General features: G+C 61.2%; 9 protein-coding genes. 7 read left to right on the forward strand and 2 right to left on the reverse strand.

What is annotated here, in order from left to right; all coding sequences use genetic code 11:
* The 3 genes from AW06_RS18345 to AW06_RS18355 all read left to right on the forward strand — a co-directional run.
* The coding region (locus AW06_RS18345; protein WP_034953231.1) for a 4Fe-4S dicluster domain-containing protein at nucleotides 1–941 on the forward strand (941 nt) is incomplete at its 5' end.
* A 9-nt stretch (nucleotides 942–950) separates the two neighbouring features.
* On the forward strand, nucleotides 951–2,789 hold the full coding sequence (locus tag AW06_RS18350) for a 2-oxoacid:acceptor oxidoreductase subunit alpha (protein WP_034953234.1): 1,839 nt from the start codon (nucleotides 951–953) through the stop codon (nucleotides 2,787–2,789).
* A 1-nt stretch (nucleotide 2,790) separates the two neighbouring features.
* Nucleotides 2,791–3,846 carry a 2-oxoacid:ferredoxin oxidoreductase subunit beta gene (locus tag AW06_RS18355; protein WP_034914303.1) on the forward strand — a complete coding sequence of 352 codons (1,056 nt, stop codon included), beginning with the start codon at nucleotides 2,791–2,793 and terminating at the stop codon, nucleotides 3,844–3,846.
* Between the two features lie 140 nt (nucleotides 3,847–3,986).
* On the opposite strand, the gene AW06_RS18360 is transcribed toward AW06_RS18355, so the two are convergent.
* Nucleotides 3,987–4,400: a hypothetical protein gene (locus AW06_RS18360; RefSeq protein WP_034953237.1), complete on the reverse strand. Its 414-nt coding sequence runs from the start codon at nucleotides 4,398–4,400 to the stop codon at nucleotides 3,987–3,989.
* A gap of 300 nt (nucleotides 4,401–4,700) precedes the next feature.
* A complete protein-coding gene (locus AW06_RS18365) occupies nucleotides 4,701–5,741 on the reverse strand; it encodes a hypothetical protein (RefSeq protein WP_138678204.1) in 1,041 nt (346 codons plus the stop codon).
* A 669-nt stretch (nucleotides 5,742–6,410) separates the two neighbouring features.
* Between AW06_RS18365 and AW06_RS18370 the strand changes: the two genes are divergently transcribed.
* The 4 genes from AW06_RS18370 (at nucleotide 6,411) to AW06_RS18385 (ending at nucleotide 12,877) form a co-directional block, all read left to right on the forward strand.
* Nucleotides 6,411–8,126 (forward strand): HAMP domain-containing protein, encoded by a 1,716-nt coding sequence (locus AW06_RS18370; RefSeq protein WP_034953239.1) that lies wholly within the window; start codon nucleotides 6,411–6,413, stop codon nucleotides 8,124–8,126.
* A gap of 10 nt (nucleotides 8,127–8,136) precedes the next feature.
* Nucleotides 8,137–10,740 (forward strand): DNA mismatch repair protein MutS, encoded by a 2,604-nt coding sequence (gene mutS / locus AW06_RS18375; protein WP_034953241.1) that lies wholly within the window; start codon nucleotides 8,137–8,139, stop codon nucleotides 10,738–10,740.
* Entirely contained in the window at nucleotides 10,737–11,660 is a 924-nt protein-coding gene (locus tag AW06_RS18380) for a metallophosphoesterase (protein ID WP_273704874.1), read from the forward strand. The genes mutS and AW06_RS18380 overlap by 4 nt, the downstream gene beginning before the upstream one ends.
* Nucleotides 11,661–11,743: 83 nt before the next feature.
* Nucleotides 11,744–12,877: an ABC transporter substrate-binding protein gene (locus AW06_RS18385; protein WP_034953243.1), complete on the forward strand. Its 1,134-nt coding sequence runs from the start codon at nucleotides 11,744–11,746 to the stop codon at nucleotides 12,875–12,877.
* Nucleotides 12,878–12,952 lie beyond the last annotated feature (75 nt).

Below are 12,952 nucleotides of genomic sequence, written 5' to 3' on the forward strand. Positions count from 1 at the left end.
GCATCCCGATCCTCAACAATCTCGTCCCCAAGGCCTTTACCCACAACAGTGGCCGCCTCACCGGCGTCACCTTCGAGAAGGTGCGAGCGGTATTCGATGAGCACGGACGGCGCAGCCTGATCCCGACTGGCGAACCCGATGCGCACTTCGAATGCGACGAGGTGCTGGTGGCTGTCGGCCAAGACAATGCTTTTCCCTGGATCGAGCGCGACATCGGCATCGAGTTCGACAAATGGGGGCTGCCCAAGCTCGACGAAAAAACGCTGCAATCGACCCTGCCGAATGTCTTCTTCGGGGGCGATGCCGCTTTCGGCCCGAAGAATATCATCTGGGCAGTCGCGCATGGCCACGAGGCGGCAGTCTCGATCGACCGCATGTTGAATGGCGAAGACCTGGCCGTTCGACCGGCCCCCAGAACCCGTCTCGTTCCGCAGAAAATGGGCATTCACGCCTGGCGCTACGACAATGCCATTTCGGTCGACCGCCGTCTGCGCGTACCGCTGCGCGACATCAGTGCGGCACTCAAGAACATCAAGATCGAGGTCGAACTCGGTTTTGACCCGCAACTCGCTGCCAAGGAGGCGCAGCGCTGTCTGAACTGCGATGTGCAGACGGTGTTCACGCCGAAGCTGTGCATCGAATGCGATGCCTGCATGGACATCTGCCCGATGGACAGTATCAGCTTCACCGCCAACGGCGAGGAGAACGAGCTGCGCCCGCGGCTGCGCGCCCCGGCACTCAACCCGAGCCAGGATCTGTACGTCTCGGAAACGCTGAAGACCGGACGGGTGATGGTCAAGGATGAGGATGTCTGCCTGCACTGCGGCCTTTGCGCCGAGCGCTGCCCGACTGGCGCATGGGACATGCAGAAGTTTCTGCTCGAGATGACACACGCGGGCGCCGGCTGTCGCAGTGCCGGTACGCAGACAGCAAGCGCTTAAGGAACGAGAATGCAGAAGATCGAAGCAGTCAATGATTTCGTGGTCAAGTTCGCCAACATCAACGGCTCGGGATCGGCATCGGCGAACGAGCTCTTCGCCCGCGCCATCCTGCGCATGGGCGTACCGGTCTCGCCTCGCAACATCTTTCCTTCGAACATCCAGGGGCTGCCGACCTGGTTCGAAGTACGCGTCACCGAGCAAGGCTATCTCGGTCGCCGCGGCGGCGTGGACATGATGGTGGCCATGAATCCGCAGACCTGGGACCAGGATGTCCGGGAAATCGACCCCGGCGGCTACCTCTTCTACGACAGCTCGAAACCGCTGCCGCGCGCGAAGTTCCGCGACGACATCCACGTCCTGGGCATGCCGCTCACCGAGATCTGCAATCAGGCCTACAGTGACGCACGCGAACGCCAGTTGTTCAAAAACATCCTCTACGTCGGCGCACTGACCACCCTGCTCGACATCGACCCGGCCGAAATCGAGAAGCTCTTCGGCGAACAGTACAAGGGCAAGGAGAAATTGCTCGAATCCAATGTCCAAGCGCTCAAACTCGGCATGGACTACGCACGCTCCAGCCTCAAGCCGATCGCGCTCAAGGTCGAACGCCGCGACGGTGTCGGCAACCGCATCTTCGTCGATGGCAACAGTGCCGCCGCACTCGGCTGCATCTATGGCGGTGCGACGGTCTGTGCGTGGTATCCGATCACTCCTTCGTCTTCAGTCGCCGAAGCATTTCAACGCTACGCGCAGAAGCTCCGCATCGACCCGGAAACCGGTGCGCATCGCTACTCGATCGTGCAGGCCGAAGACGAGCTGGCATCGATCGGCATGGTCATTGGCGCCGGCTGGAACGGCGCACGCTCATTCACCGCCACTTCCGGTCCCGGCATCTCGCTGATGAGCGAGTTCATCGGACTGGCCTATTTCGCCGAGATCCCGGCAGTATTGATCAACGTGCAGCGCGGGGGCCCATCCACCGGCATGCCGACACGCACCCAGCAGGCCGACATCCTGGCCTGCGCTTATGCTTCGCACGGCGATACCAGGCATGTCCTGCTGTTTCCCGAGGACCCTTATGAATGCTTCGAGATGTCGGCGCAGGCACTCGACCTCGCCGAGCGCCTGCAGACACCGGTCTTCGTCATGACCGACCTCGACATTGGCATGAACCAGCGGCTTTGCAAACCATTCGCCTGGGACGATAGCAAAGAATACGATCGAGGCAAGGTGATGACCCGCGAGGCGCTTGACGCCGGTACTGATTTCGGTCGCTACCTCGACGTCGACGGCGACGGCATTCCCTACCGCACCTATCCCGGAACACACCCGACCAAGGGTGGTTACTTCACCCGCGGCACCACCAAGAACGCCTACGCCGGCTACTCCGAAGCCGGTGCTGACTACATCTACAACATGCAGCGGCTACGCCAGAAATTCGAGACTGCCAAGTCGCTGCTGCCGCTGCCGGTGCTCTGCGCCGCCAAGTACCCGGCGCGCTTTGCCGCCCTCTTCTACGGTTCGACCGGTCCGGCCATGCAGGAAGCACTCGACGCTCTCGCCGAGCAGGGTATCTACATCAACGCCCTGCGCATCCGCGCCTTCCCGTTCCAGAACGAGATTGCCGATTTCATCGCCTCGCACTCCAAGGTGTTCGTCTTCGAACAGAACTTCGACGGGCAACTGGCGACGCTGCTGGTCAACGAGGCCGGCGTCAACCCGGCCAACCTGATTTCGGTACTGCACTACGACGGCACGCCGATTACCGCTCGCTTCATCACCCAGGAGATCGCTGAGCGCGTTTCGCGCCTGAACGTGCGCCCGCTCCGACACGACATGGTGGCCTGAGATGACCTACCTCGCCAAACCCAAGCTGCACCACCCCTCGCTCGCCAAGAACCGTGTCGGCTACACCCGCCGCGACTACGAAGGCCGGATTTCGACGCTTTGCGCCGGTTGCGGCCACGACTCGATCTCGGCCGCCATCATCCAGGCCTGCTGGGAACTCGACATCGAGCCGCACCGCGTCGCCAAGCTCTCGGGAATCGGTTGCTCGTCGAAGACGCCTGATTACTTCCTGGGCAACTCGCACGGTTTCAACACCGTGCATGGACGCATGCCCTCGGTGCTAACCGGCGCCTATCTGGCCAACCGAGAACTGATCTACCTGGGTGTCTCGGGTGACGGCGACTCTGCATCGATCGGCCTCGGTCAGTTCGCGCACGTCATGCGCCGGGGCGTCAACATGACTTACCTGGTCGAGAACAACGGGGTATACGGACTCACCAAGGGCCAGTTCTCGGCAACCGCCGACAAGGGCTCGAAGTCCAAGAAGGGGCAGACCAACAACGACGCGCCGATCGACCTGGTCACGCTCGCCCTGGTCATGGGGGCGACCTTCGTCGCGCGCGGCTTCTCCGGCGACAAGACCCAGCTAGTGCCGCTGATCCGCGCTGCGATGGCCCACCAGGGTGCGGCGGTGATCGACATCCTCTCGCCGTGCATCGCCTTCAACAACCATGGTGGTAGCACCAAGAGCTACGACTACGTACGCGAGCACAACGAGGCGGTCAATCGCCTGGACTTCTTCCCGCAGCGCGAGGAAATCACCGCCGAGTACGGCGCCGGCGAAGTGACCGAGGTACGCCAGCACGACGGTTCGGTGGTCCGCCTGCGCAAGCTGCACACCGACTACGATGCCAGCGACCGGATCCGGGCGATGAGCTACGTTCAGGAACACGCCGCACGTGGCGAGCTGATCACTGGCCTGCTCTACCTCGACAGCAACGCCTGTGACCTGCACCAGGAACTCGATACCGTCCTGTTGCCCCTGAATACTCTCGGCGCTGCAGAGCTGTGCCCAGGGTCGGCAGTGCTGGAAAAGATCAACGCCTCGCTACGCTGAGGCATCAATCAGCTCATGGGCACGACCCGCATGCGTGCCACCACGGCCGGGTATTGGCAAGTCAGTGGATGAGGCGGGCGAACGAAGGGAACGGCAAATCGGTGACTTCGCGGGCAGGTTCGTCCTCAGACCGCGCGCGCTCAGTCATCTATTTCTTCGACACTGACGTTCCCCTTGCCCGAGCGTTGGATGCGGTACTTGGTGCCGTCCTTGCCTGTCCACCTGGTTGCCGAAGGGGGTACCTTCACCCCGTCGATCGTCACATTGCCATTGACCACGCTGATACCAATGGCATCATCATCGCCCTTGCGGGTAGTGACGGTAGTGCCTGGTGAATGCGTGATCGATGACGAACTCTGGCCGGGATTCACATACACGGCATTGCCTTTGGTATGGGTGGAAGTCTTGCCGGTATTGACGTTGGTGCCATTGCCGGTGTTTACGCTCACCCCGCCGGTGCCGCCGGTTTTCACATCGACTCCACCCGGACCTCCCACCGAAACCGAGACCTGCGCCGTCGCGGATGCCGTGGCGAGGATGAGCAAGGTGGCCATGAATGATGTCTCTTTCATTCGAATATCTCACTGTTCAGAAATGGCCTGGTGATGAAGGACAGGAGGTCCGACATTCCGTTGGCCCCGATGCCAGTATCCCGGATCTTGATATGCGCAGTCAATCGGGAGATCCTGCCACTCGCCACGCGGGTAGTACGCGAGAAACCGTAGGGCGGAAGCCCCTCAGGGGCGTTCCGCCAATCCCCCGTTTTCAGCAATCTGACCAGTATTGCGGCGTTGCCTGTCCAACCTCATCGGCGGCCGTTGGCTTGCCACACAGGCGGTCGCCTTCGACAGGTTTTATTTCGCCAGTCTCGCCAGTCTCGTTTCCTGGCAGCGAGATCCGCTTCGTATCAGCGTCAGGCCAGCCAGCGCCAGACCAAAGAGCAACACGCTGGCCGGTTCCGGCAGGGCCGGCGGCAATTTGGTAAAACCGCGCAGCACGACCACACGGTCTTCGGCAGTTCCGAAGGTGGAGAAAAGGAAGTCGCCAGTCAAGGGATCGATGGCAGCACCTTCCGCTCCGACCAGCCCAATAACCAACTCACGTCTCGTCGCGACCAGCGGGTTGCCCTCACTATCGAGGTCGTACGCAACCACGTTGCCATCTGAGAATTCCGAAACCAGCATCGCGTTGGCGAGAAAGCCCGGATTGCCCGCCTTGATATAGACGAAGCCCTCCGGCCCACCCGGCAGGTTATCCATGGCCAGTGTCGACGAGTCGAGGTCGACCTGGGTGACGCTGGTGATGTCAAAGGTCCCGCTGCCATCCGGGGCATAGGCTGCCGTGTAGAATTCACCGCCCCCCCATGAAACCAGTTTCATCTGCGACGCGCCGCCGAAACCTCCAGGAACGAAATTGAGTGCGGCATGGGAACCGGCAACACCGAGCGGAGCGAGGTCGATCACCTTGTCCTCGCCAGTGCTACCTGGTTTGGTTTGCCCGAGCTTGTTTTCCGGCCACTGTGAAGTAAACAGTACGCCACCTGGACCATACACCACGCCACCATCGTTGAAGGCGCCAACCGTGCCGACGGCTGTGGCGCTGCCAGAAAAGCCGGTAATGTGCATGTCGGCACCACGCACGACGCTGATCGAATACAGCAAGCCCGCAGCCGTGTTGGCGTTGCCACCAATCAGGATGGTGCTCGGGTCTCCTGCCTTGAAAGTGAGTCCGCCATAAGGAAAGGGAAGTGACGAAACTGGGCCAAGATCGGCAAGCACATAGTCGGCGGCGAACGGCGCGCTGACGGTCTGCGCCTGTGCAGCCTGAGTGAACAAGGCGAATGCCGAGCATGCCAGGGCAATACCCGCGACATTAGAGAGAATTCTTGATTTCATGTCATGGTCTCCAGTGGGTGGGGTCGAAGTAGAGGCATGATGTGTTTACGGCCATGCCGCCACCACAGTGGGCAAATCCGACTATGCCGCATTGGCTGGCCAAACACACGGCGACGTGCAGCAAGCAGCCCAAAAACCACTAAGCAATATATATGCCTTCAAACCATGTACTGCCTAAACAATGACTTGGAAAATCACTCCCAGTTTTTCCGCTAGTACCTGTAAGATTTACCGACACTGGCCGGAGGAACCGGAGCCTGCCCAGCAAGAGCAGTTCCGCCACCCTACCGTCGCAACGATACCCCTCCTTGCTCATGATTATCATGATTATCGACCAGTGATTGATTACCCTGTGGACCAACACTGTCATTCGTGGCCGTATGGAAACCAGGAGTGGACCGGACTTCGTCACTACAGATATACTTTTCCGTGCGGTGCTTGGTGGCTTGCTGACGCCGGGGGCAAGCCACCTGTGCAAAACAGCTGGTATAGCCCTTCACCCGTTCCCCCTAACGGTCATGGCGATTTCAGACACCCCGGATCATGAAGGCCTTGACCGTTTTCCTCACCCCCCGACGCCCCTCCCAAGTGCTGGAGAGGAAAGACTCGTGAGTTGCTGAAGCAACTTCCGCAGAAGAAACGAAATCTCTCACCAACCAGGAGCGAAATATGGAAAAGGTTTGGAGTAAATTCCGGATCGGCGAGAAAATCGGGCTCGGCTTCGCCGTCGTCGGCCTGTTGTTCGCCGGCGTCGTCTGGCATTACCACCAGACCCTGAAGTCGGTACTCGATGACTATCAGCAACTCCACAGCGTCTTCGAAGTCCGCAAATCGCTGGCTCTCGAAATCGAAATCGAGATGGCGGCCGCACGCGATGCAGAGAAAGACTTCCTGATCCAGCGCCAGGAGCACTTCGCCGAAGAGGTCGATCAGCATCTGCAGGTCATGCGCGCCAAGGTGACAGCACTGGCAGCTGTCGATCAACACTCCCGGCAGACAGCCGAACAACTCCAGAGGCTACTGACCACCTATCAGGAGAGTTTCCGCACCGTCGCCGAGGCTTGGCGAAGCATCGGGCTGGATGAAAACTCCGGCATTCAGGGCGCTTTCCGCCAGAAGGTCCATCGCCTGCAGGAATTGTCCGCACAGTATTACGTCGACCCACTGTATACCATTCTGCTGCAAATTCGTCGCAGCGAAAAAGACTTGGCCTTGCGCAAGGATCCGGCTTACCGGGATCGGGTTCGAAAACTGATCCAGGAGTTTCGCCAACTCGTTCAGGGCTCAGGACTGCAGGCAACGGTGAAACAAAAACTGCTGTCCGAGCTGCTCGTCTACGCCAGAACCTTCGAACCCTATGCCGACACCGCACTCAAGTCCGCTGAGGTCGGTGGTGGCATGGGACCATTCCGGGATGCGGCACATCGTATTGAGGCGATTCTCAAGGCCCATCACGTCCCTCATCTGGAAACCAACATCTACAAGCTCCGACGGCATGAGAAAGATTTTCTGCTTCGGGGCGATGAGGCCTACGCCACGATGTTGGTGGAAATGGCCAGGACGATCCGCTCCCAAATCGCGGCATCGCCACTTTCCGAAACCGACAAGACGCTTCTCGCCAGCCTGTTGCTCGATTACCAGCAGGGTTTCCTGCTGCTGGTAGCACAGCGCGCCAGCATCGTGACGCTGACCAGGGAGGTGGACGCTGCCGCCAGGCAGATCGCTCCGCTGATCACGGCCAACGTCGATCAGGCCAACCAGATGATGGCCGCCCGTGTCGAAGCCATCGCCGACTCCTCGCGAGCCAGCGTCCACCTGGGTCTGATCGCGATGTACGGCGCGCTTGCCCTCGCACTGATCTTCGTGATCACCCTGACCTCGCGCATCGTTCACAAGGTTCGGCAAATGGCCGGCCTGCTCGACGACCTCGCCTATGGTGCGCCGACCGCGCGCGTCCCGGCAGTGCCCGGCGGACGAGACGAAATCAACGCCATGGCGGAATCACTGAACGCGCTGCTTGAACACCGGGCCAACTTCCTCGATTGTTGGAAGACGTCGATGAACGAGATGATTGCCCAACGCGAGCTCGAGCTCGCCCATAGCGAAGCAGCGCGAGATGAACTGCTCACCGAACTGCGCGCCGCCAGCATCGCCAAGGTACAGCAACTCAACGCGATCCGTGGACGCCTGCTGCTTCATGCCAAACACATTGTCGAAATCCATCAGCGGCTGCGCTCGGCCCCCGGCGATGTCACGACGGATGACGTACAGTCCCTCGAACACGCGGCTCAGGGCATGGTGACGCTGCTCGAAGTCCTGGCAGTTGATAACGGAACCTCTCCCGAGAGAGCAGCCGGGGCCGCCGATCAGACAGTTTCCGCCTAACTCCATGGGTATGGCAAAGGACGACCTCTCCCGGCACACCCCGATGATGCAGCAGTATCTGCGCATCAAGGCCGAACATCCGGGCATCCTGTTGTTTTACCGGATGGGCGACTTCTACGAACTGTTCTTCGACGACGCGGAAAAAGCAGCGCGGCTGCTGGATATTACGCTGACGACACGCGGCCAGTCGGCAGGACAGCCGATCAAGATGGCTGGGGTACCCTACCACGCCGTCGAACAGTATCTGGCGAAGCTGGTCAGGCTAGGTGAATCCGTCGTGATCTGCGAGCAGATCGGCGATCCGACGACCAGCAAGGGGCCGGTCGAGCGTGCCGTGACACGTATCGTCACGCCTGGCACCCTGACCGACGCGGCCCTGCTCGACGAGAAGCGCAACACGCTGTTGCTCGCCTTGTGCGCCAGCAAGCAACTTGCCGGCCTAGCCTGGATCAACCTGGCGAGTGGCGACTTCCGCGTCTGCGAAGTAGCACCCGGCAAGCTTGCCTCCACGCTTGAACGCGTCCGTCCCGCCGAGATCATCGTGCCGGAAAGCTTCGCACTGGCTTCCAGCACCATCACTCCCGAAGTGGCGCTGACGCGTCAGCCGGACTGGCATTTCGACGTCGAGACCGCTAGCCGCGAACTCTGTACGCATTTTGCCACCCGCTCACTCGCCGGTTTCGGTGCCGATGCTCTGCGCCCGGCCATTGCCGCTGCCGGCGCCCTGTTGCGCTACGCGAAGGCCACCCAGACGCGCGCCCTGCCGCACCTGCGGGCTCTGATCGTCGAACGCGACGCCACCTTCCTCGGGCTCGATACGGCGACGCGACGCAATCTCGAACTCACCGAAACCCTGCGTGGCCAACCGTCGCCGACGCTGTGCAGCCTGCTCGACAACTGCATCACCGCCATGGGCGCGCGCCTGCTGCGACATGCACTGCACCATCCCTGGCGAGACCCAACCATCCCGGCCGCGCGCCACGCAGCGGTGTCAATGCTGCTCGACGACGGTGGCCGTACGCTGCATGAGTTGCGACGAGCGCTGCGCGGTTTTGCCGACATCGAGCGCATCGCTGGCAGGATCGCGCTCAGCAGCGCTCGCCCACGCGATCTGTCGGGCCTGCGCGACAGTCTGCAGCGCTTGTGCGAACTGCGCGCGCCGCTGGCAGCAATGGCTCTGAACACGGCGGCAGCCCCGCTCCTTGTCGAACTGCATGCGCAACTGGCCACCCCGAACACCGCCCTTGACCTCTTGAGTCGCGCCATCCTGCCTGAACCAGCCGCACTGATCCGCGACGGTGGGGTCATCGCCCAAGGCTTCGACGCCGATCTCGACGAACTACGCGCCATCAACGACCACTGCGGCACTTTTCTGGTCGAGCTCGAGGCGCGTGAACGCGAGCGCACGGGGATCAGCAACCTGAAGGTCGAGTACAACCGTGTGCACGGCTTCTACATTGAAGTCAGCCACGCCAATACCTCCAGAGTACCCGACAATTATCGCCGCCGGCAAACCCTGAAAAACGCCGAACGCTACCTGACACCGGAACTCAAGGCTTTCGAGGACAAGGCACTGTCGGCGCAGGAGCGCAGCCTGGCACGTGAAAAGCTGCTCTACGAAGGCGTTCTCGCCGCCCTGCTGGGCGATCTGCCGCAGTTGCAGCAGATCGCCCAGGCAGTTGCCGGCCTCGACCTTCTGAGCGGATTCGCCGATACCGCACAGAGGCGCAACTACTGCCGACCCTTGTTTTCATCCGAGCCGGGGCTGCTGATCGAAGGCGGTCGGCACCCGGTCGTTGAAGACCAGCTTGATGGCAGCGGCGGCTTCATCGCCAATGAGACGCGCCTTGGCGACGAGCGGCGATTGTTGCTGATCACCGGCCCGAACATGGGCGGCAAATCGACCTACATGCGCCAGACCGCGCTGATTGCCCTGCTCGCGCATGTCGGCAGCTACGTGCCGGCATCACGCGCAGTCATCGGCCCGCTCGACCAGATCTTCACGCGTATCGGCGCCGCCGATGACCTCGCCGCCGGGCGCTCGACGTTCATGGTCGAAATGACCGAATCGGCAGCCATCCTGCATCACGCCACCGAAAACAGTCTGGTGCTGATGGACGAAGTCGGACGTGGCACTTCGACCTTCGACGGCATGGCGCTGGCCTTCGCCATCTGTCGCCATCTGCTCGAAAAAAATCGTTGCCTGACGCTGTTCGCGACCCACTACTTCGAGCTGACGCTGTTGGCGAACGAGTACCCGGACCTGGCCAATGTGCATCTGGACGCCATCGAGCACGGCGAGCGCATCGTCTTTCTGCACGCCGTCGAGGAAGGCCCGGCCAACCAGAGTTACGGGATTCAGGTCGCCGCACTGGCAGGAATTCCCTCCGCGGTCGTCAAAGCAGCCCGGCGACAGTTGCGGGAGTTCGAGCAGCGGGCCTCGATCAATCCCCTGCAACCCGATCTCTTTGCCACGGCTCTGGCCGATGCCGCAGAAGCGCAGGAGCCTCCCTCTCCTCCGGCCATCGAGCGGCTACGTTCGCTCGATCCTGATCGACTGACTCCCCGCGAAGCGCTCGACGCCCTCTACGAACTCAAATCGCTGCTTCGATGACTTTCCGCGCATACGCATTGCTGCTTTCCGGCCTGTGGCTTGCTGGTTCGGTAAGTGCGGAAAGCTGGCGTTTCGCAGTGATCGGCGATACCCCGTACAACGCTTACGAGCGCAGCAAACTACCACGCATGCTCGACGACATCGCCGACGAGCACCCCGGCCTGATCGTCCATGCTGGCGACTTCAAGGATAGCCGAACCATCTGCAGCGATGAGTTGTTCCGCGACCGGCACACGCTCTTCGCTGCGTCGCGTGTGCCGCTACTCTACGTCGTCGGCGACAACGAATGGACCGACTGTCGGCAATTGGCTGCCGGCCACTTTGATCCGCTTGAGCGGCTGCAGAAGCTGCGCGAGCTGTTTTTCGCAGAACCACGCTCGCTGGGAAGGCAGACACTGCCGGTCGAACAGCAGGCCAGGGCCCCGGAGCACCTGCGCTGGCGTCTTGGCCCGGTACTCTTCCTGTCGCTCAACGTTCCCGGTCCGAACAACCATTTCGGCCTGGGGAGCATGCCCAGCGACGAATATCTGGCGCGTAATCCCCTGCTCATCGACTGGCTCCGACAGGGATTTGCCGTTGCACGGCGAGAACAGGCCGCCGGTATGGTCATCGTCATGCAGGCAAACCCGGGCTTCAAGCACCACGCGGCCGGCCTGACGCACGCCGGCTACCGGGATCTGCTGGAAACCCTGCGCACCGAAACCCTGGCTTATTCTGGCCAGGTTCTGCTGGTTCACGGCGACACTCACTGGCAGCGCATCGACCAGCCACTGCGCCATCCGAAGACGAAGCTGCCGATTACCAACTTCACTCGCCTGGAGACCTTTGGCTACCCGCTCATGGGCTGGGTGAAAGTCATCATCGACGACGAGTTGCCGCAACTCTTCCGCTTCGAGGTTCATCCCTACCGCAGGCGCTGACTGCCGCAGCGAACAAGACCGTCGACAGCAGCGCCAGCAAGTCCTACACTCGGCATGCTTAACTGCATCAGGAGGACTGGACCATGCCGCTCATCTCCTTCGTTCGCGCGACCTTGGCGATCATCTTGTTCGCTCTGGCGTTGCCCAGCGCTGCCCAAATCGTCATCGGCCAGATTGCCGCATTCAGCGGCCCTCTGGCGCCCACAGGAACACACATGCGAGCCGGGGCACAACTCTACTTCGACGCGATAAACGCCGAAGGCGGCATCCACGGAGCCAGGATTCGACTGCTCTCGAAGGATGATGGCTACAAAAGCGAGGAGACGGTTCGGCTAGCCCGCGAGATGCTCAAGGAATCGCAACCTCTGGCGTTCATCGGTTTCGTCGGCACGGGCAACGTCGAGGCCATTCTCGACCAGAAGATCCTCAGTGAAGCCGGCATTCCACTAGTTGCCGTGCGTACAGGAACCGAATCGCTGGTGCGCAGGAACGACCCGTTTCTGTTCATGACCCGTGCCAGCTACGCAGAAGAAATCGAAAAGATCACCGACCAGTACATCACCACCGGTTACACCCGCTTTGCCATCCTCTATCAGGACGATGCCTTTGGCCAGGGCGTGCTGCAGAGCGCCGAGCAGGCGATCAAGAACGCCGGCGGCACCCTGGCCGCCAAGGGCGCCTACGCGAAAAACACGACCGAGGTCGGCGCCGCCGTCAAGATCATCGCTGCGGCCAATCCACAGGCTGTCATCCTGATTGCCAATACCGCGGCCAGCGCCGAGTTTCTGAAACAGTCACGCGAGGCAGGAAATCTCGCCCAATATGTCGCGCTTTCGACTACCGATGCGGCCCAGATCGTACAGCGAATTGGCGCCGAAAAGGCGGAGGGATTGGCACTGACGCAAGTCGTTCCGGATCCGAACAGTCAAACCGTTCCGCTGATCCGGGAAATACAGAACAACTTTGCGAAGTTCAAGCCCCGTGACGTGACGCTCAACCATACCTTCGTGGAAGGTTACCTGGGTGCCATGGTGCTCGGCGAAGCACTGCGCCGTGCCGGACCAAACCCGACTCGCAAGAAGCTGCGCGATACCCTTGAAGCACTCAAGAGCTATGACGCCGGCGGCGTCTTCATCAGCTTTTCGCCCAAGCGGCACGCCGGCTCGCGCTTCGTTGACATCACCATCCTCAATCGCGCCGGCAAGCTGCTGCGCTAGACCCGAGGAGCGGACAACCGCCCGGCAATTGCCGCCAGCGAGCGGCCAACTTGCCGCTAGCAGCCTGTCGGACTT

This window comes from Candidatus Accumulibacter cognatus (assembly GCF_000584975.1).
GTDB lineage: Bacteria > Pseudomonadota > Gammaproteobacteria > Burkholderiales > Rhodocyclaceae > Accumulibacter > Accumulibacter cognatus.